Below are 18,442 nucleotides of genomic sequence, written 5' to 3'. Positions count from 1 at the left end.
TTCAAATCCGTCTACCGCCTTTCAGTACCTGATTTAACAGGATTTAACAGAACAAAAAGCCCGTAAAGTCGGGCTTTTTGGTTTTTTTATTCGGTTAAATTCGGTTAAATATGATAAAGTTGGTGGGCAAATGGTGGGCAAAACTCTCTTGAATTATTTAGACATAACTTTCTTCCAAAAAATCAAAAAACTTTTGAAAAATACTTGACTACCGTTAAAAATAACGGTATAATATAGACATAAGGTAAGGGGAGGTTACCTTAGATAAGAACTCTGGAAATCAACGAAAGGAAAAAGTTATGAAGTTCTCAGAAATACCTGAGCTGATAAGCTCAATCGGAATCGCCTTAACTGGTCTAGGTGCTAGCCTCAAAGGTCTAGCGGAAGTCATCAAGGCAACAAAAAAAGAACCTCGAAAAACAGCCCGACCAAGGAAGTTTAAGTAAGGTTCAGTAGGGAATGGGGGCAAAGCCCCCTTGACCTACTTTGAGTATATCATAACACATCAAAAAAATGAAGTATTTAATAATTTTTGTCTTCGTCTTTCTGGTCTATCTCTGGATTTCAAGAGACAAATAAGGAGTATCCATGATTCAAGTTCTGTCAAAAGAAGAGATAATGACCTTCTTCACGACCCATTCACGCTATCAAATCGCACAAGCTACAGGTCTTTCTGAGTCCACTTTGGCAAATTATGTCAAGGGACGAACGGACATTGGTGGCATGTCATTTGATAAGGTTATCAAGATTACCGAATACTACAACACAATCCACAATGACTAACATAAAAACAGCCCCCAGCGATTGCTGAGGGCTTATTTTGTCTTATCGTATTTCTAAGCTAAACTGGCTTTTTAGTCAGTTCGTAGGTAATACCATTGATGGAAATTTCAATCCCCTCAATGGTTACCTCAATTTTGTCAGACTCACCGTCACTGATGTCGGTCTGTTTGTCAAACTTGGCCAGTGACCCGTTTTCCTGCTCAATGGCTTTAAGTCGGCTTGACGCTCCGACAATGTAGCTATCAAATCCATTTGCCGCATAGTCATAGACCGCACCGCCGACCTTAAACATGCCTTTGACTGCCTCGCTGAAAGTCTTAGCTCCTGTTACCTTGTAAGAGCCATCTTTTCGCAAGAGGTAGAACCAGTCTGTCAAAAAGTCATCGACGCTGCCATAGTGCATGTAGTGACCGCCCTCATTTGACGGACGGGCTGAGCCTTGTGTGACAATCACACCGCTAGGGCGCTGACCCTTACCAGTCCAGGTCATACCGCCCCAGTTATTGTCAGCCTTGCCGACCGCTGAAGTTCCCCAAAGCCCTTCATAGTGCAAGATGGTTAGGGCATAGCTTGGTAAGATGTCATGCTTTTGGCAGTTAGCCAAAATCTTATCCAGCACCACTTTTTTGAGAATAGCACCATTGAAAGAAAGGTCTCCCTCTTCTTTGGTGACTGTCGCTTGCTCAATTGGCTCATTTTGGCTTGTTTTGGTTTCCGTAGTCTGTTTTACCTCCGCTCCTTTTGACGGCTCAGAGGGCTGTTTTTTGAGGATTTCAGACACCCGTTTTTGCACGGCATCGTATTGACTATCAAGTGACTTTTTACGAGCTTCGCCATTACCGTGCTTGCCTTGGATTACTTCTTGAGCAAGCTCATCAACACTCTTTTGACTTGTCGTAGCTTTGCCATTGATGACTGCCATGACAGCCTCATATTGATTGCCAAGAGCTGCCTTTCGGATATCTCCGTTGCCATATTTCCCTGCAAGAGTTTCTTGTACCAAGGTTTCAAGGCTTTTACCCGTTGCACTGGTTTGACTGGCCAAGCGGTAAACGTAGCAATACATCCATCCGCTAGCAGCAGCCGTTTGGTTGTAATTATCAATGGTAATACCATTGTGAGCGTAGTTGCAGTGGATGATGTTGTCAGGATCAATAAAGATGCCAGTATGACCACCAGCGCCGCTAGACTGACCACGTCGGCCCCATACAAAGATATCACCACGCTGTGCATCCCAGTCAGCATTTTCTGCTATGAGTGTATAACCGTTTTTTATCAACCAGTCATGCTCGTATTCAGTATTTACTGCCCATCCTGCTGAGATAGCTCCAGCGGACATGAGAGCAAAATAGACCGAACTGGAGCAATCAAAACTATTTGGACCATTACGATAATCCATTGAGTAAGTGACACGACCTTTACGGTCCGCCATCCACCTGATGGCCGTCTCGGTGTTTACTGGCATTTTAATCCTCCTTTTTTGCAATCAAGCGCTCAAGCGCTGCTGTGACATTTTTAAAGACAGATGTATCTCCTTTGGCCTTTCCGTAGTTCTCGACCAAACTCTTAAACGTTAGAATTAGATAACCGACGTAGATTGTGTAGAGGAAAGCCACCCCTGTCTGTTCAGGTAAAAGTACCGACATGGGAATCAAGACAGTTAGTAGGATAATACCCATCATCTTGCGAATTAACCCGTTAATCCCAATTTTGGATTTGTATTCGATATCAGGGTTAATCATAGCAGCAAAGGTCCCCGACAGAAAATCGACAATTTCCATGATGACGATTAGGCCAAGTAAAAAGATAATTAAACCATCTTCCGTCGCGATCATATCTCTAAAAAAGTCAAACATATTGATGTGCATCTATTCTCCCCCTTCAATAGTTTCAGATTCAACAGATTCCAATTCTGCCAATATCGCATCTTCGACCTCATAGCGTTTTTGTCTAAATTCCGCTTCTTGTTTGCGCATTTCGCGACGGTTAGTTGCATATAAATCAGGATTGGCCGTCCATTCTGTGATTGTTGATACTCCTTTTTCGTCAATGTCAACTGTATATGTTTTGACAATTTCGTTACCTACTTTTAAATTGCCAATAAGTTTTGTTGTTTTTTTTACTTCCAGTGTCATAGTCATTTTTCTCCTTCGTCTGGTTTTGTAGCTTCGTCTAATTGCTTGGTCAATTCTTCATTTTCCTTAATCAAACGTGCGATTTGTTGTTTAGCGTCTGTCAATTGGATGGCAAGCACATTTTTAGTCGTGAGCTCATTTGACAGTTGTTGGCTTAAATCGCTAATAGTCAAGCGTAGCGCTTGCTCTAATTGTTGTTCCTGGTTCATTTTTTAGCCCTCTCTATAATGTTGTAAAGTAAGTACCGCCTAAATCGCGGATGCTTTTGTTAAAAGTCGTTAAAATATCCTTAAGCGAAAAATAGGTATTGGTATCTTTGAAAAACAGATGGATATCTCCAATATTGAGACGTGAGCTAGGTCTATCACTTGCTCTGTGGGCGTCTATCCTTAAATTTCCTGGTGTGGTCAAAATTTCCCATCCATCAGAATTATCATAAGCAGAGCTTGCTAACCTTACTGTGTCACCAACCACATCAATCATATCAATATCATTACCATTCCACGCCCTAATCCCAACAAAACCACCATCATTCGAAGATTCGGAGTTCCATCGGTTTGATCCAATGACCGTAACACCAGCATTACCTTTGCCAGTAATTGTCCCCGTTGCAAATTTAACAAATTGTGTAGGATAACCATTTAAGATGCGCTTGAGCGCTGCCTGGTCTGTGTAATACATAATTTGACCAGCGTTTAGATTGACTTCCATGGCTCTGTTTGTTGCTGTTAATATTCCACCCGAAATTTTACTAGCAGATAGTGTTACGGATTGTACCTGTGTGATAAATGCGTTTTTGGCAAATATCTGTTTTAGATATGCTTCGTTCGCGCTAAGATAATTAAAAAATGATTGGTCAAACTTGATTTGAGCACCAGTGATGGATTGGGCGCTGATAACGTTGGCATTAAGCTTGCCAAAGGTACCGTCCGCTACAAAGAGCGTGCCAAATTTACCATCAATGGCTTGGATTTCGTCAGCTAATGTCTTACCTTTCAAACGAATTTTAGCCGCCTCAAGCAAAAATTGAGACGATGATAGATTGGCTTGAGATAAGATGTCGCCCGCACCGTTTAAATTCTGCACAGACCATGACCCAGCAAGTGTGTTGACTTGTGTTTGGGTAGCTAACAACATTGATGATGTGCTATCAACAAAACTTGTCGGTGGGATATCGCCTCTGACAACAGATAGTTGTCCAATAGCAACAATTCCATTTTTTTCGACCCAAACATGGAACGGCCATTCGTCTGTCAAAACAATTGATTTGTTTACAGTAAAAGTTCCAGTAAATATTTGATTGCTACCGGTTCGTGTTGGCTGGATAAAAAATTGGGCAACAATATCCCAATTGTTTTTTATTTCAAATCCAATTGCAGCGTCCGGCAATCTATCTACCCAAATACTTACGCGATAGCTTAACTTTTCGCCTGCCGTAAATCTGTTGCTGTGCATTGGCATTTGATAACCTCTCCAACCGTTGCTTGTACGACCAGTTTGTGTAATACGCAGTAATTTATAATCATTTGTCCCGACAAGCGCTAAATTCGATTCTGGTTCCCTCGCTTTATATTTGGTATAGTTCGTCGGATCATAGATAAGATTAAAATAACTTGACATATCATTGACCCGTGTAACCAATCCTTGCGCTGTCTGCACAACCTGGCTAATGGCATTAGCTTGATCTCCAATTGTGCGTGTATGGCTGTCAATAGTATCTCGAACATCGTGAAATTTTGTCTCTGTTATCAGCTCCTCAAAAGCTGGTTCCCACTTTTGAGCAGTGACACCCTCAACCAACATAACCTCGGCAAAAAACAACCAGGACATACTGCCATCGTTTGACCCATTGTGGTCAAAGCGCAAATAACCATTGTCATTATCTCCAGAGTTAAAAGTAACTGTGACATACTCTGCATATTCTGGGCTAAGTCTCTTACTGCTGATGATTTCATCCGCATGGGTCCAGTCGTTGCTGTCGCTGTTTTTACGACCATAGAAGTTAACATCCATTGAGCTGACATTCCAACTGGCAAATCCGTAAAATGATAGAGTATAATCTGTGTTACGTTTGAGCTCAAAGCGGTTAGTCTTTGCAAACAACTCTCGGCTCTGGTCAGTATCTAGCACAAATAAGGTTTTACCATTACGATAATAAAAGTCGTGTCTATGAACTTTTAAGTCGCCAGTCCATGGGTTGATTTCGGTCGGAAATGCCCCATTTTGGACAAGATTTCGACTATTAAAATCTGTGGGTATCAGAGCTTTAGTCTCGCTGATTGTCCTGTTAAAACTATCAGCGGTCTCTCTGACAATGTTTTGGACAGTCGTTGTCGTCGCAAATCCTTTATCAGATAATAACTGCTCCGCTTGTGCTCTCGTCAGTCGTTGCTCAATTTGCCCTGCTTGGGTAACAATGCTTGTCTCTGCTGATGTCAAGCGGTTATTAACCGCATCAAAATCCATTTGAGATACTTTTGTAGCTAATTGATTTTTTATCGTATCGATATTGATATCAATAGACTGCATCTTTGCATCAGTCGCCGATTTAGCCATCTCGACTAAACGAGTAGCCTCTGCAACTGACTCAGCTTTTGACCGTTCCGCTAAACTTTTGGCGTCAGTCGCAAGACTAGCGCTTGAGTGAGCCGTTGATAAGATATCAGCTACTTGTTGGTCTTGCAATTGCTTGTTAACTCGATATTCGCGCTCAAAATCATCTAAATCTTGAGCGATATCTTGACGTACTTTGTCTGCGTAGACCTCAGCATCCGCTTTTGATTGCTCAATAGCATCATTGATTGCTTTGGATCGCTTGTCAAATTCAGCGTCAAAGGCTAGGTTGGCATTCCTGACAGCTCGTTCAATGGCTACTTCTTGAGCATTTCGATTAGCAGTCAAAATTACATCGGCAGCATTAGACACCCCGCTAGATACACCAGAGCCACCAACACCAGGTTTGTCATCAAACGTGATAGAGATATACTCTTCCGTCAAAGCGTTGTATTCATAAGCGATAGCCTTCTTGTAGAGGTCTACATCGTGCTTCCTGCTCTTGATGTTGACCGTATCGCCCAGATGGACAACCTGACCATCAAGCTCATAGGCTTCAATCTCAATGGCATCAGAGACCTTATCAATGCCCTCATTGGTAAACTTAGCCTCAGCCCACTTTCTCAGGTCTTCAACGGTTTCAGCGTTGTTGTTTTCATACTCCTTCTCATTGATATAGGGATAAGAGTTGATTAGTGGACTATCAACAGTCACTCTGAGCGTCACTTCATCTTCAGCACCATCTGGCTTAAAAGTTGACCGTGCATGGATGCGTGTGACAACACCCTGTGAGTTCTTGGTTCGCTGGTAAGACTTGAGGTTCTTGTGTGTCGTGATGACAACCCCACGGTCAGCACCACGGCTACGCTTGATAGTCAGAGCAAAGTTGTCACGAACAAGCTCACCCTCCCACGTTCCAACAATACTGTGTTTACCGTCCAATAGGACTGAGTAGAGCGTTTCCGTTTCAGTCGTGTTATAGGTCCGACTGTCCATGATGTCGCTTGTAAACGAAAAAGTCCCAAGGTCCGTCTTAGCATTTTGGACCATTTGAGAGAGAGCCATAGCACAACCTTGACCAACCACGCTAAGAGGGTTGATAGACCGCTTCATGATGTCATCAGAAACATGATAAGCAGTGATGTCTAGGTTATCGTCATTCTCAATAGGCTTCTTGATACGGAACAGCTGAGCGCCCAACACAGGCACAGACGCCTTAATCAGCATATCTTCTTTGATAAGCCGATAGATCCCGGTGTCCGTGATAGGATAATGGACAGTCAATACAAAATCGCCATTGATTTCTTCCTTGACAATAGCAGAGCTCGCTTCATGTAGCGGAATACCGTTCCATTTAACCGTCTTGACATCTTTATCAAGTAAATACAGCAATCACGCCCACCCCCAAACTGTTTCAAATTTTAGCGACTGGATGCCTGGTCCCAACACGACACCGACCGACTGACTCTTGCTCGTATCAATCGTGATAAAGTCACCAGCCCACTTAATGAGCTTGCCAGTTGCCGTCTTGAAGCTAGGATTGTCAGGATCATTGACCATTACAAGCGATTCTGAGAGTTTTTCAAGTTTAATCACTTGATTTCCCACCGTAAAGGATGTCTCAGAAGCGCTCTGACCAACCACTGTAATCTTCGGAAAAGCAAGAGCTGACCCTTGCACCCTCAAAATCCCATTCCCAGTCAAGGTCTGGGTGTCAGTGGCTTTGAAAAACTTGGTAGGGTGGCAAGTGAAGGTTACCTTGGTCACATAAAGACCAGGTTTCTCTTGTTCGACATCCGTGACACTGACCTTGTAGCACCAGAGCCGTGTAGTCTTCACACGCTCATTCTCAAGCCAAAACTTCTCGCGGATAAACAAGCTCATGAACTTGTTCAATTGCTCCTCTGTTGGCTTGACAAGATAGATTGTGTAGGATTTTTCAATCACCCCCCGGTGCTTGTTAGTCTGCACAATCGCTCCACTGATGCCGTCATGTTCCAGTAGATTTGTCTTGCTGTCTCCCAACGTGACAGAAGGGGACTCATGTACAATCACTTTGAAAGGGAAAGACGATGTCTTCACACCGTCAATCACTAGTTCGTTATGCTTAATCATATTGTCCCTCCTTTCAGTTGTGTCTTACGTTGTAGCTCATCAGCGATAAGCTGAGCAACTTGATTGGCAATCTTCGTGATATCAACTTCCTCACGTACTACATTTCCTGTGATAGTGATATTGATGGTTGGTGTGCTACCTCCCATTGTCTGAGCGATACCACGGCCAATTGCTCCGAGTGTCTTATCATTAAGCGGTAAGATAGCTTCATTACCTGCCTCACCACCAACCATAAGATTGTTGCCGTTCATGCCAAATGCTGTCGGCTTGGTCAAGATGCCTCCCTTCGCATACCATTCAACACCAATTTTAGGTAATCCACCTTTTAACCAATCTAGTGGGTTAATGGAACCTGATATACTAAAATGTGGTAATGGGATATGAGGCCACTTAAACTCAAAGTTAAAGAATCCTTTGATAGCATTGATTGCGTTTGAAACTGCGTCCTTTGCACCATTGATTGCATTGGAAATACTATCCTTAATACCATTCCAGATATTTGAAACCGTACTTGATATCCCACTTAGAATGCCGCTAATTGTTCCTGAGATAGAATTCCAAATGTTTGAAATCGTTCCAGATATACCACTCATCACATTTTCGATAAAAGATTGAATAGCGGATAGGATTGTCTGAACAATGTTCTGAATACCATTCCAGACAGTTGAGAAAACACCTTTTATTGTTTCCCAAGCACCTGACCAGTCTCCATTGATGATCTGCATGACTGCCGTGATAATACCTAGAACAACGTTAATGGCTGTTTCAACAACAGTCTTGATAACTTCCCAAACTGTTGAGATGACCAATTGAATGTTGTTCCAACTAGCTTCAATAAGTGGACCAAGTATGCCCATGACAGTCTGAATGACGGATTGAATAGCATTCCAAATTGTCTCAGCGGTTGCCCGAATCAATTCCTGATTCTCTGCCCACCAGGTAGATAAGGTTCCCCAGATAGACATCACAAAATCAGATATTTGCTGAACAATCGTATTGATGACAGACATAATGGCATTCCATATCTCTGTAACAGCATTTCTGAAACCTTCATTATTCTGCCAAAGTTCCTTAATACCGATGACAAGAAGTGTAATAACGGCTACAATGCCTATGATTGTTGCCACAATTGGAGCAAAGGCTGTAATCATTCCGACTACGGTTGTCCCCATTGCAGCCGCTGCAACTTGTACGGCTAGGAATACTGGCAATAATGCCCCTACGACAGCCAGGATTCCAACAAATACTACAATAGCTTGTTTGATAGGTGCTGAGAGCTTACTGAACCATGTAACCACCTTATTGACAATCTCAGCAAGAGATTGAAAAACTGGTATCAACATTTCAAGGATTGGCTCGCCAATGACGGCAATAGCATTAGTCCCAGATTGTTTCAGGTTACCCATCACGTTTTCAAGACCGTCAGCCTCACGCTGTGCTTGTCCTAGCGCCCCTGATAGTTTATTACCATCTTCAACCATTTGAAGAAGTGTCAGCTGTTTCTGTGCTTCACTTAGCTCATTAAATGATTTTCCGTAAAGTTTATTAGCAGCCGCATTCCTTGTGGTTTCAGTGGCTGAAATACCAAGAGCAGCATCATTGGCATAGTTCCCTTTCAGAAATGATTGGAGACTTTCTGTGACACTCTCAATTGACTTGTCATAGAAAGCAGCACCATCAGCGGCCGCCCTGGTTGCACGAGTGCTTAGCTCCAAGGCCTCAGCTGTGTCCATTCCAGAAGTTTTGGCGAAAGAAGCTATCTGAGTGAATGACCCTTGCAACCGCTCTGGAATGATGTCCATTTCATCCCCAATGGCATTCAGCGACTGCCTGGCCTGACTTTCCATGTCTCCAAATACAGTGCTAAACTGTGCATTACTAGCCTTTACCTGAGCAGCTGCTTCAATAGAATCAGCACCAACCTCAAGAATCTTCTGGGATAGCTCCCCAAGTTTCTCACTGGTCTGTTGCAGTGCCTCAGCCCTGATAGTGTCGGACATGGCCTTCATGCCATCTTGAGCATTGTCAGCAGAAGCCTTGGTCTCATTCATCTCATTGTTGAGATTGTTGAGGGCTGTCTTAGCCTGATTAAGCTCTGACTCCATCCTGTTAGCTTCAGTGGAGTTTTCGCCATACTCTTTCTTTGTCAGCTCAAGTTGACGCTCAAGGTTCGAGATTTGTTTTTCCACAATTTCAGATTGAGCAGCAATCTTCTTCTGAGCAAGGGCAACTTTCTCAGACTCGGAAGCGTTCTGACCGAGCTCGCTCTCTTGTAGTTTGAAAGCACTGGTCACTTTGTCCATTTCGGATGCTAACTGACTCTGCTCACTCTGTAGGCTGTTCAGTTGGCTGACATTAGTTTCTACAGCTTGACCATTATTGGCCAGAGCTCGATTAACATTTTCAAGCTTATTCTCATACCCCTTGAGAACATTTTGAGTAGTTTCCAATTCACGTTGGAAAGCACGGTACTGATCAGCTCCGATGTCTCCATTCTGGAATTGCTTCTCAACCTGTGCTTGAGCTTGTCTCAGAGTTTCAAGCTTCTCCTTGGTATTTGATACCTGCTGTTGTAAGACTTCCTGTTTCTGGGTCAGCAAGGTTACATTGCCAGTATCAAACTTCAAAGCCTTGTCAATCTGTCTCAGCTCCTTGGTTGCTTCAGTAGCATTCTTGTTGACATCTTTCAGAGCCTTCTGCAAGGGTTGCGTGTCCCCATCAATTTCAATCTTAATTCCTTTGATGTTACTTGCCATTTGTTTCCTCCTTTCCTTTGAAAATTGCCTACCCTCCCACCTCAAACGAAAAATAGCAGAGCTTACAAGCTCATCTATGACCGAAAGTCCACTTACTACAAGGAACTTGACCCTAGAATCACTCTCTCAGCACTGCTAATTTCTTAAAAGTTGTCAAAATCTTCTTGAGTAGCTTTTCTTTCGCCACCCTTATCTTTACTGCGTAAATTCACATAATCCGTCTGATAATCCAGAGCCATTCCGATTGAAATATGCTTCAGGTCATCAATGGATAAACCTGTCTCCTTGCAACAAGAGAGATAGGATTCTACTGTAAAGATTTCATCGCTTGCAGATTCTGACGAGTCTGTTTCTTTTTTGTCTGCATACTCGCATTCAACATTTCCATCAGGTCTCGACCGATTTCTTGGATAGGGAACTCTTCCATTTCCATGAAGAATTGAGCATAAGGCTTGATACGAGGGTTGGCAGACTTGGCAAAGGTCCAGAAAAGACGATTGAAGAACGTCATATCAAAGTCAGCAAGAACAGACATGTCGATATTGCTGGCTTGCAATTCCTGACCAGGTTCCAACTTATCCAGTTCAGACAAGAGTGCTTGACTGTTCAACATTGAAAATAGATCCTGGAAGTAGTCCTTCCCAAACTCTTCCTTGTAAGCGATAGGAGTATAGCCATTTGTGGCCAATTCATACTCCTGATCACCAATTGGAATGATTTTACGCATGTAGGACCTCCTTATCCACCAACTGCTGCTGGCTCATAGACTTTCTTGAACCAATTGTCATAGACTTCTTTCTTGTCTGCCGAAGTGATTGAACGTTTAATAACGCTATCAAGTGGACGTGGGCTAGCATTGAAAGTCAATTCCCGCTCGTTAACGCTTGTACCGCTCTTTGTCTTAGACCCAGTTGCTGGACGGCTAGCAGAGCAATAGTAGAGCACATGTCGGGTCTTGTTCTTGTCCCCTGAAAATTCAAACATCAGAGCAAACGGTGTTGGTCCTGCATCGCCTTTTTCTGTCAATACCCCTGTCTCAGTATCTTTGATTTCACCAAGGATTTTGGTAGCGAATTGTTCGATGATGTGTGCTACTTTCCACTTGCCTTCGTAACCTTCATTAGCGTTCATGAAGTGATAAGCGATGTCGTCAGCATCAACCGAACCTGATTCCCCTTTTGGTTCAAGAGTGATTTCCATGGCACCAGGGAAACGGAAAATATCTCCGTAAGTTAGCACCCCTGTCTCACTACTAATATTAGTAATTGGTGCAACGTGTACATTTTTCAGACCATAGGTCACTTTATTTTCCATGTCATTCCTCCTCTAGTAGAGATAGACTGTGTAAGGCTTGACATAGAGCCTTTCAGTCTCAATAAAAGTTTCTTCTTGAGCTTCAAAAAAGAGCTCATGGTTAGACCATAGCTCTTCCAAACGCTCCTCCAAATCCTCATCCTTTCTCTCAAATGCCAACTCAACAACCACTGACTTAATTTCGTGGTTTCTTTTATTGTCGGCAGAATTGACAATAGGATTAGATTCAAAATACACAAGGTAAGGCATATCAGGGACATTCCCCTCTTGATATGCTCGATAGGTTACAGGCAAACCAGCCTGTTCCAAAATATCTGCAAATTCTGATAGCTTCATCGACCAAGCTCCTTAATCCGTTTTTCAAAGTTTTCTTTGACCTTTTCTTCAACAGGTTTGATGTGAGGCTGGGCTTTACTACGGCCGCCATTTCGTAACAAATGACTGTTTTCCAATAAGTGAGTAAGTCGGTAAGTTGGTGCAGCATTGTGGACCACATAAGACCCCTTGGCGTTCTTTTTAAACCGCCAATTCCTTGCGTACTTACCATATCTTTTAGGACTAGTCGCTTTCAGTTCGTCCACGGCTTCACTGGCCACATCTTCAGCAATAAGGTCTACTTCATCTTCTATCTCTGATGAATACTCAGCTAAAGCTTTAGCAATCTCATTGGCTAAGTCCTTACTCATGATAGCTTCTCCGTCATGGTCAATTCAAGAGTTTCAAGATCAACAGGATAGGTCTTGAGGATGTGGTATCTCTTCCCTTCGAATTCAGCCAACTCTTGATTGTCGTACTCAAAACTGTGAATATCAACAACCAGGCTTGGACGAATGCCTGCCTGATTGGCTTGGTAAAACTCTGACCTGGTAATTGACTTCTTGCGACACAGCAGAACAGTTTTGACTTCCTCAGTGATGTTCTGCTTCAACTTGTCTTTCCCAGTGATTCTCTTTGCTATCAGAGTGATTTCATGATTCCACATCGCTAGTCTCTCCTTTTGACGAAACTTGCAGATTATGTAATCGCCATTGAAGATGACGTGGCATGTCCACACCACCTTCATAGCGATAAGCAGCAAAATCAACCACAAACATCTCATGATCAGCTCTTTTAGAATCCAATTCAACACCGAAAGTCTGTGACAATTCAGAAATAACGGCTTCAAGAATTTTCTCCAACGGCTTATCCCTGAGAGTGGTTGAAATGCCTAGCTTCAGTTTAAGCAGTTCTAATAGCTGATCAATGTCCATGACTATCCCTCTGCTTTCTTAGTGGTACGCTTCCGCTTTGGTTTCTCTACTGATTCATCAGCAGGCTTGTCGCCCTCTGGAAGTTCAGGTTCTTCTTCAGTAGACTTATCACCTTCTTGGAGCTCTGGCTCCTCATCAACTGTAGCCAAAAAGATTGACCCAGCTGAATTTGAGCCAGTCAGCAAACCTTGGATAAAATCATCCGAAGGTTTATGACCAGCACGAGGGTAGGTTTCATCCAAAGCGTAATCATGTTTGTCTGGATCTGTTAAGTCCTTAAAAGGACGGATAACTTTGTAAACCATTGACTACCTCCTTACTGAACGGCATCGGTGTAAGTACCAAACACACCTGCATCAGCATCAGTCTTCTTAACATCAAAACGTAGGTATGAAGCAAGGTTCTTACCATAACGATGATTGTCTTCCCACTGAACAGATAGCTCCATACGATCAAACAAGGTCAAGAAGTAATGAATATCTCCGATAAAGTATTTCATATCGCCTTCTGAACCGAACAGCTCGTCAGCGATGGGATAGATAGGCTTGCCTGAGAATGAGTAACCTGTAGGTGATGTGATGTCTGGTTGCAGCATATAGCGACCTTCTTTGTCTTTGACTTTATCCAAAGCATTGAACATTGAGTCTGTGACGACAAGGACTTTATTGTAGACTGATTTGATTTTGACATTCAAAATGTCTTTAAGGCCGTCATATCCAGAAGCGTTGACAACGGTAGCAGTTTTCAAGATGTCTGCAACAAGAGCCAATTTTGTTTGTTCGTCTTGGTCTTGGATATCGTCCTGCATGATACCGATAAGGTCATATTGAGCGTCCTCAATAGCTTCACGAGAGAGTGGTAGTTCGCCACGATAGGTCTTGATTTTGTAATCAACTTCAGTGATCTTAGTTTTACCAAGTTCTGGGTTTTCTTCAAGTTCCCCAACTTCGACCATCTTACGATTAGACTTTTTGAGAACTGGATATGATCCCGAGCCGCTTGACACATTCACCACATGGATGAGGTTAAGCAATGGATTCTGACGCTCAGGTTCTTTTTGTGGTTGCAAGACTTCTTTAGGAATGATAGCACCTACATCTGTCGTCTTAACTCCTTCACGCTTCTGTCCAATAGAGCGGACATAAGCGACAACTGCTTCACGTTTTTCCATTTTCTTCTTACCTCCACGGTCGTCGCCTCCTTCATAAGTAGGGGCTTTGCGGTTTTGTTCATCAATTTGCGTTTGAAGGTCTTCAATTTCCTTCTCCAATTCAGCCTTTTCAGCTTCTTTGGATTCCAGTTCTGTTTGAAGTTCTTCAAGAGTTTTCTCAACAGCTGACACTTCTTCCTCAGTCTCAGCACGTTCCAACTTCTCTGCTTCAAGAGCAGTACGTTTCTGCAAGTCCTTGATGGACTCTTCAAGTTCAACTACTTTCGTAGCTTTAGCTCGCATACGAGCACCAAAAATTAGAGCTTTATTCATAGCTTAAATTTCTCCTTTATTTCTTTTTTACGCTTATCAAGCATTTCACGATTTGCACGTAGTTGACATTCAAAGTCCTTCTGACGTGCAGCAATTTCAGTCTGTGGATATGCTGGGAAAGTACAAGGACTAACTTCAAAGATTTCAAGGTCTAAGATAGTGTCCAAGTAAGAACCGTCATCACGCACTTCCGTGTCGATTTTGATTGGGAAGAAGCCAAAACTACAACCAATCACATCCCCACGTTGAACACGAGCATAAGCACCGACCGCTTGTGGGTCATCCTTGTTGATGATAATATCGCCAAACAGACCAACATCATCAACACCGAGCCGCACTGTGTCATTTCCAGTCCGACCAAGTACCAAACTATGGTCATGGTTAAATAAGGCACGGATGTCGGCATCTTTAATAGCCTTCTCAACACCCTCACGCTTAATCACTTCAAAATAACCAGGCCAAAGTTCAGTCTCTTCATCAAACTTGATAAAGTAGCCACTCAAAATCAAATCGCCAGACTCTTGTTCCTCACGAGTTTGAAATTGCGTGGCCATGTAAGCCTTACGTTTCTGCATCGTTATTCCCTCCTTCCTTGTTTAATTTGTTCTGATTGCCTAGCTCACCTTGTGGCAGATAGTTTTCAAGAACAATGATGTCATCCATTTCAGGATCTGGAGTCATACCAACCCAGTCTCGCCATTCATTACGACGCATAGCAGCACTGTTTGTCATCTGCTGAGCCACCGTTGATAGCTCAGTAATATCGTAAGAGTACAACGACCGTGGATTGAACTTGAAATAACGATTGCTAGACACTAGCAAATCCCTTGTCAATGTTTGAGTGATCGTTGTAGCAATGCTCATGACCGTTGTATTGACAAAGTTGTTGTATTCTTCTTTGTTAAATTCTCCAACACCCAAGATGAAAGCTGGCACTCCTAAAAGCCCAGCTACTGTTTTCTTGTCAATCTCAACCGATTCATTCAAAGCAATGTCATTCAGATTCAATGGTTTGACTTGCTCAACTTCCATAAGGGCATCAGGTATAATCCACGGCTCTCCTGACTGGCTTGTGGATAAATACTTCTTAGCAATTCTGTCACGGCCTTCTTGACTGCCCAACTCATCGCTGGATGAATCAACTTTGACAATCAAGCTAGGAACATTCTTGCCACTCATAAAACCTTTCTTGGTCTGAGTAGCCAAGTTTAGGTTGCGGACAATGTCCTTCAAAGCCAGTCGATACCCTGTTCCGACATAAGGGCTGTCTGGATCAGGATTGATTGCGAAGTGGACAACATCATCTGGCTCGTATTCCCTACCCTTGTAGCAAATCACATAGTCTAAATCATTGGACTTAAAAGAGACCTCATCCATCGGGAAGGGTCTCAAGTTCAAAATATAGTCTGTCACAGGGTCGTATTCGACATGAAGGACAGAATTACCGTCGCCATACAGCAACAAGTCGCGCACAATCTTGAAAATCCAAGTCTTCCTGGTCATGTGTGCACAAGGATTGATGTCAATTTTCCGAGCTAAACCATCCTTGATACGAATATCACCCTTGTCTGTATTCTCCATCAGATGTATGGTCATATTCGACACCATATCAGCAATCTTGTTGACAGCCAATATCACATCAGGATTCCTAGCAAGTGGCACATAACCATCACCCTCAAAGATAATTCCAAAATCCGAGTGACTAAGCATACTCACAGTCGACTGCGACTTGCTTCTCTTACGGAACCTATCAAAGAAACCCATTCTTTCTCACCTCCTTTCTAACCTAATCAAAGAATTGCATCACATTCTGGTTCTTACCGAGATTAGCAAGAGCCTGAATACATGCAAAGACACTGGAATCAAATAAGTCAATCCTTGCTGTACCACCGTCACCGTCTAATTTCTCATATTGCACCGCATCGTCCACCTTCTCAATCGCTCTGACATTGCTGACACAGTATTCATAGGCCTCAGAATGTAGATAGTAAAACTCTTTATTCTTAACCTTGAACTCAATCCGTCTGAAGCCTTCTGATTTCAGATAGAAGAGCTGAGGTTGGTCAATCATCTTGAACTTAGCCTTTTTCATTTTACTCAAAAACTCACGACCAAACTTTCTATCCATACCGACAGCAGCAATCTTGAAACCTTTCTGCCTCATCTCGATAAACCACTTGACGATATCATCATAGAGTACCGTTGGAGTGTTGCTCATTGTCAACCAACCATCCGACTGCCACCCAAAGAGTGGAATGCCATCATCATTAGCTTTCTTCTGAGCATTGACGCGAGGGAAGAATGCGTGAGTGATACAGATGTCAATGTCTTTCTCACCGTCATTGTAGATGCCATAGATTGCAGCAGCGGTCAAGTCATGCAAGCGGGACAAGTCCGCCCCACCATACCACTTAATCGGCAAGCGTGCCAGCTCTTCCAAGCTCCAATCATAACAAGCATCACTAGCGATAAATTCGTCAGGATTGAAGTAGGCATTCATAGAGTTAGTAAAGACATTCAAAGTCTTGTTGAAGAACTCATTCCTGGTCTGTGGATCATTCATGGCTTGTTCAGCCTCAGCTCTCAAAGCAGGCATGGACACCGTGACACCCCAAGATGGATTCGCCATCTTCAAAACATTGTCGTCCAGATAATCTCCAACATCGCCATCAGTAGTCTGATTGGCTTTGCAAATGAAGATGAATAGCGATTCATCACTGATTAACTGCTTGAGGACCTTCTGACAGTATTTCAAACGATTGGCGAGAAATCCAGTTGGAATATCCCCAGCCGTAGAGATAACAAAAAGCATACTGTTTCGGTATGCTGACATTGTTTTCTTCATGAGACCATACTTCTTAGAATTTCGCATGGTGTGAGCCTCGTCAATAACTGTGACATTCCCATTAAGAGAGTCCAAACGGCTCTCATCATTAGCCAAGGCCTGAATATAGAATGACCCATCATCACCAAAATTGGCTGTGATGGAGTGTTCCTGGTTATTGTCCTTGATACGGATAGACTTATCATTCCAACGCTCCACGTTGAACTTGATGAAATTAAAGGCTTCAAGTGCTTGCTTGACAGAGTTGGCCACGATATAGCACTTTGAACCACTGTCAGAATCTAGTATCTGATAAAGCAGAGCGATAGCTGCAGTAAAACTGGTCTTACCGTTTTTTCGTGCCAGCATTATCAACGCTTCTTTGAACCTACGCTCGTTCGTCCCAGCATGATAGAACCCAAAGAGATTGACAACTGTGAAATGTTGCCACGGTTGCAAAATCAAAGGCTTGTTTCGGATAGACATGGCAAACATGTCATCACCTTGCTGATGGACTATAGAGTTCTCGATGAAGTGAACAGCAAAATCCACTATATCCTCATCAAGCTCATAGGCTGGGTTTTCCAAATCCCTCAAAAAGCGTTCGGCAGCCAAAATCCGTTCTTCGTTATGTTCCTCTTGATAGCTCAGGACATAATCAACATAGGCTTTAGCTTTTCCAAGATTGGTTGTAGCATGGCGAAAATCGGCAAAACGTTTTTCAAAGTCTTTATCCATCTTTCACCCGCTTCTTTTTCAATTCATCCTTGAACTTCATAACCTCTGTTAGTGGCGAGCCTTTGTCTTGTTCGACCACCTCACCAAGTGACTTCGGATTCAACATCAGCTGGTTAGAATAGCTCAAGATGTCTTTCCTGAGTATTTCCATTGCAGTCAAGATTGGAACTTTCCTCTCATTCTCAGCACCAGCCTTGTTGACATAGACATCTGTGACAGGATAGCCCATGTCAGCATAGTCTTGAGCTAGTTTTTGATACTGAAACAACATTCCAGCAAAGATGTCAATGATCATCTCAAATTCTTTTCGATAGGTTCCCAAGTCTTTCATCTGCTTGACCACTTTTGACTTGATTGACTTCACTGTAATTGGTTTAGCCAAAAACTAACCCCCTTTCTACAAAATCGCTGAGTTTTTACCCCCTTTTTGTCTGACGGCTCCCGACTTGGAAAAAGTTCCCTTCACCGGTTCCCAAGACGCTCAAGAAAAT

At 42.9% G+C, this 18,442-nt stretch carries 21 protein-coding genes; 2 read left to right on the top strand and 19 right to left on the bottom strand.

Translation table 11 applies throughout. From position 1 onward, the window contains the following. Positions 1-299 precede the first annotated feature (299 nt). On the top strand, positions 300-446 hold the full coding sequence (locus G575_RS12310) for a hypothetical protein (RefSeq protein ID WP_169365916.1): 147 nt from the start codon (positions 300-302) through the stop codon (positions 444-446). A gap of 142 nt (positions 447-588) precedes the next feature. Then, complete coding sequence (locus tag G575_RS0110000) at positions 589-783, top strand: helix-turn-helix domain-containing protein (protein WP_027972599.1); 195 nt, start codon at positions 589-591, stop codon at positions 781-783. Between the two features lie 58 nt (positions 784-841). Here the strand turns inward: G575_RS0110000 and G575_RS0109995 are convergent, their stop codons facing one another. The 19 genes from G575_RS0109995 to G575_RS0109905 all read right to left on the bottom strand — a co-directional run bounded on the left by G575_RS0109995 (position 842) and on the right by G575_RS0109905 (position 18,333). Next, the gene (locus G575_RS0109995; protein ID WP_027972598.1) at positions 842-2,248 is read right to left on the bottom strand and encodes a peptidoglycan amidohydrolase family protein; all 1,407 of its coding nucleotides are present in this window, start codon (positions 2,246-2,248) and stop codon (positions 842-844) included. A gap of 1 nt (position 2,249) precedes the next feature. Continuing rightward, positions 2,250-2,651, bottom strand: coding sequence for a phage holin family protein (locus G575_RS0109990; RefSeq protein WP_027972597.1), 402 nt, complete (start codon positions 2,649-2,651; stop codon positions 2,250-2,252). Continuing rightward, positions 2,652-2,918: a hypothetical protein gene (locus G575_RS0109985; protein ID WP_027972596.1), complete on the bottom strand. Its 267-nt coding sequence runs from the start codon at positions 2,916-2,918 to the stop codon at positions 2,652-2,654. A gap of 2 nt (positions 2,919-2,920) precedes the next feature. Continuing rightward, positions 2,921-3,127, bottom strand: a complete 207-nt coding sequence (locus G575_RS0109980; protein WP_027972595.1) for a hypothetical protein — start codon at positions 3,125-3,127, stop codon at positions 2,921-2,923. Positions 3,128-3,140: 13 nt separating this feature from the next. Next, on the bottom strand, positions 3,141-6,863 hold the full coding sequence (locus tag G575_RS12510) for a phage tail spike protein (RefSeq protein WP_051177040.1): 3,723 nt from the start codon (positions 6,861-6,863) through the stop codon (positions 3,141-3,143). Next, positions 6,864-7,586 (bottom strand): hypothetical protein, encoded by a 723-nt coding sequence (locus tag G575_RS0109970; protein ID WP_027972594.1) that lies wholly within the window; start codon positions 7,584-7,586, stop codon positions 6,864-6,866. After that, positions 7,583-10,342, bottom strand: a complete 2,760-nt coding sequence (locus tag G575_RS0109965) for a hypothetical protein (RefSeq protein ID WP_027972593.1) — start codon at positions 10,340-10,342, stop codon at positions 7,583-7,585. Before G575_RS0109965 ends, G575_RS0109970 begins: the two co-directional genes overlap by 4 nt. Before the next feature lie 307 nt (positions 10,343-10,649). Continuing rightward, positions 10,650-11,069: a hypothetical protein gene (locus G575_RS0109960; protein WP_027972592.1), complete on the bottom strand. Its 420-nt coding sequence runs from the start codon at positions 11,067-11,069 to the stop codon at positions 10,650-10,652. A gap of 11 nt (positions 11,070-11,080) precedes the next feature. Further along, a complete protein-coding gene (locus G575_RS0109955) occupies positions 11,081-11,656 on the bottom strand; it encodes a major tail protein (RefSeq protein ID WP_027972591.1) in 576 nt (191 codons plus the stop codon). 12 nt (positions 11,657-11,668) lie between these two features. After that, a complete protein-coding gene (locus tag G575_RS0109950) occupies positions 11,669-11,992 on the bottom strand; it encodes a hypothetical protein (RefSeq protein ID WP_027972590.1) in 324 nt (107 codons plus the stop codon). Beyond that, a complete protein-coding gene (locus G575_RS0109945; protein WP_027972589.1) occupies positions 11,989-12,342 on the bottom strand; it encodes an HK97 gp10 family phage protein in 354 nt (117 codons plus the stop codon). Before G575_RS0109945 ends, G575_RS0109950 begins: the two co-directional genes overlap by 4 nt. Next, positions 12,339-12,638 carry a phage head closure protein gene (locus tag G575_RS0109940; protein WP_027972588.1) on the bottom strand — a complete coding sequence of 100 codons (300 nt, stop codon included), beginning with the start codon at positions 12,636-12,638 and terminating at the stop codon, positions 12,339-12,341. The genes G575_RS0109945 and G575_RS0109940 overlap by 4 nt, the downstream gene beginning before the upstream one ends. Beyond that, positions 12,625-12,906 carry a hypothetical protein gene (locus G575_RS0109935; protein WP_027972587.1) on the bottom strand — a complete coding sequence of 94 codons (282 nt, stop codon included), beginning with the start codon at positions 12,904-12,906 and terminating at the stop codon, positions 12,625-12,627. Before G575_RS0109935 ends, G575_RS0109940 begins: the two co-directional genes overlap by 14 nt. 2 nt (positions 12,907-12,908) lie before the next feature. Further along, complete coding sequence (locus G575_RS0109930) at positions 12,909-13,211, bottom strand: hypothetical protein (RefSeq protein WP_027972586.1); 303 nt, start codon at positions 13,209-13,211, stop codon at positions 12,909-12,911. Positions 13,212-13,222: 11 nt separating this feature from the next. After that, positions 13,223-14,389: a phage major capsid protein gene (locus G575_RS0109925; RefSeq protein WP_027972585.1), complete on the bottom strand. Its 1,167-nt coding sequence runs from the start codon at positions 14,387-14,389 to the stop codon at positions 13,223-13,225. Beyond that, positions 14,386-14,964, bottom strand: a complete 579-nt coding sequence (locus G575_RS0109920; RefSeq protein WP_027972584.1) for an HK97 family phage prohead protease — start codon at positions 14,962-14,964, stop codon at positions 14,386-14,388. Before G575_RS0109920 ends, G575_RS0109925 begins: the two co-directional genes overlap by 4 nt. Continuing rightward, positions 14,951-16,153 carry a phage portal protein gene (locus G575_RS0109915; protein WP_027972583.1) on the bottom strand — a complete coding sequence of 401 codons (1,203 nt, stop codon included), beginning with the start codon at positions 16,151-16,153 and terminating at the stop codon, positions 14,951-14,953. Before G575_RS0109915 ends, G575_RS0109920 begins: the two co-directional genes overlap by 14 nt. A 22-nt stretch (positions 16,154-16,175) precedes the next feature. Then, positions 16,176-17,951: a terminase large subunit gene (locus G575_RS0109910; protein WP_027972582.1), complete on the bottom strand. Its 1,776-nt coding sequence runs from the start codon at positions 17,949-17,951 to the stop codon at positions 16,176-16,178. Beyond that, the gene (locus tag G575_RS0109905; RefSeq protein ID WP_024390678.1) at positions 17,944-18,333 is read right to left on the bottom strand and encodes a P27 family phage terminase small subunit; all 390 of its coding nucleotides are present in this window, start codon (positions 18,331-18,333) and stop codon (positions 17,944-17,946) included. The genes G575_RS0109910 and G575_RS0109905 overlap by 8 nt, the downstream gene beginning before the upstream one ends. Between the last annotated feature and the right edge of the window lie 109 nt (positions 18,334-18,442).

Source organism: Streptococcus plurextorum DSM 22810 (genome assembly GCF_000423745.1).
Lineage (GTDB): Bacteria > Bacillota > Bacilli > Lactobacillales > Streptococcaceae > Streptococcus > Streptococcus plurextorum.
The sequence above is the reverse complement of the archived record's forward strand: the minus strand, read 5'-3'. Positions and strand labels throughout refer to the sequence as shown.

Coding starts and splice junctions, on each gene's coding strand:
- G575_RS0109920 (WP_027972584.1), bottom strand. CDS start 14,964: ATGCAGAAACGTAAGGCTTACATGGCCACGCAATTTCAAACTCGTGAG.
- G575_RS0109995 (WP_027972598.1), bottom strand. CDS start 2,248: ATGCCAGTAAACACCGAGACGGCCATCAGGTGGATGGCGGACCGTAAA.
- G575_RS0109990 (WP_027972597.1), bottom strand. CDS start 2,651: ATGCACATCAATATGTTTGACTTTTTTAGAGATATGATCGCGACGGAA.
- G575_RS0109950 (WP_027972590.1), bottom strand. CDS start 11,992: ATGAAGCTATCAGAATTTGCAGATATTTTGGAACAGGCTGGTTTGCCT.
- G575_RS0109965 (WP_027972593.1), bottom strand. CDS start 10,342: ATGGCAAGTAACATCAAAGGAATTAAGATTGAAATTGATGGGGACACG.
- G575_RS0109960 (WP_027972592.1), bottom strand. CDS start 11,069: ATGCGTAAAATCATTCCAATTGGTGATCAGGAGTATGAATTGGCCACA.
- G575_RS12310 (WP_169365916.1), top strand. CDS start 300: ATGAAGTTCTCAGAAATACCTGAGCTGATAAGCTCAATCGGAATCGCC.
- G575_RS0109955 (WP_027972591.1), bottom strand. CDS start 11,656: ATGGAAAATAAAGTGACCTATGGTCTGAAAAATGTACACGTTGCACCA.
- G575_RS0110000 (WP_027972599.1), top strand. CDS start 589: ATGATTCAAGTTCTGTCAAAAGAAGAGATAATGACCTTCTTCACGACC.
- G575_RS0109930 (WP_027972586.1), bottom strand. CDS start 13,211: ATGGTTTACAAAGTTATCCGTCCTTTTAAGGACTTAACAGATCCAGAC.
- G575_RS0109910 (WP_027972582.1), bottom strand. CDS start 17,951: ATGGATAAAGACTTTGAAAAACGTTTTGCCGATTTTCGCCATGCTACA.
- G575_RS0109940 (WP_027972588.1), bottom strand. CDS start 12,638: ATGTGGAATCATGAAATCACTCTGATAGCAAAGAGAATCACTGGGAAA.
- G575_RS0109925 (WP_027972585.1), bottom strand. CDS start 14,389: ATGAATAAAGCTCTAATTTTTGGTGCTCGTATGCGAGCTAAAGCTACG.
- G575_RS0109970 (WP_027972594.1), bottom strand. CDS start 7,586: ATGATTAAGCATAACGAACTAGTGATTGACGGTGTGAAGACATCGTCT.
- G575_RS0109985 (WP_027972596.1), bottom strand. CDS start 2,918: ATGACACTGGAAGTAAAAAAAACAACAAAACTTATTGGCAATTTAAAA.
- G575_RS0109945 (WP_027972589.1), bottom strand. CDS start 12,342: ATGAGTAAGGACTTAGCCAATGAGATTGCTAAAGCTTTAGCTGAGTAT.
- G575_RS0109915 (WP_027972583.1), bottom strand. CDS start 16,153: ATGGGTTTCTTTGATAGGTTCCGTAAGAGAAGCAAGTCGCAGTCGACT.
- G575_RS0109935 (WP_027972587.1), bottom strand. CDS start 12,906: ATGGACATTGATCAGCTATTAGAACTGCTTAAACTGAAGCTAGGCATT.
- G575_RS0109980 (WP_027972595.1), bottom strand. CDS start 3,127: ATGAACCAGGAACAACAATTAGAGCAAGCGCTACGCTTGACTATTAGC.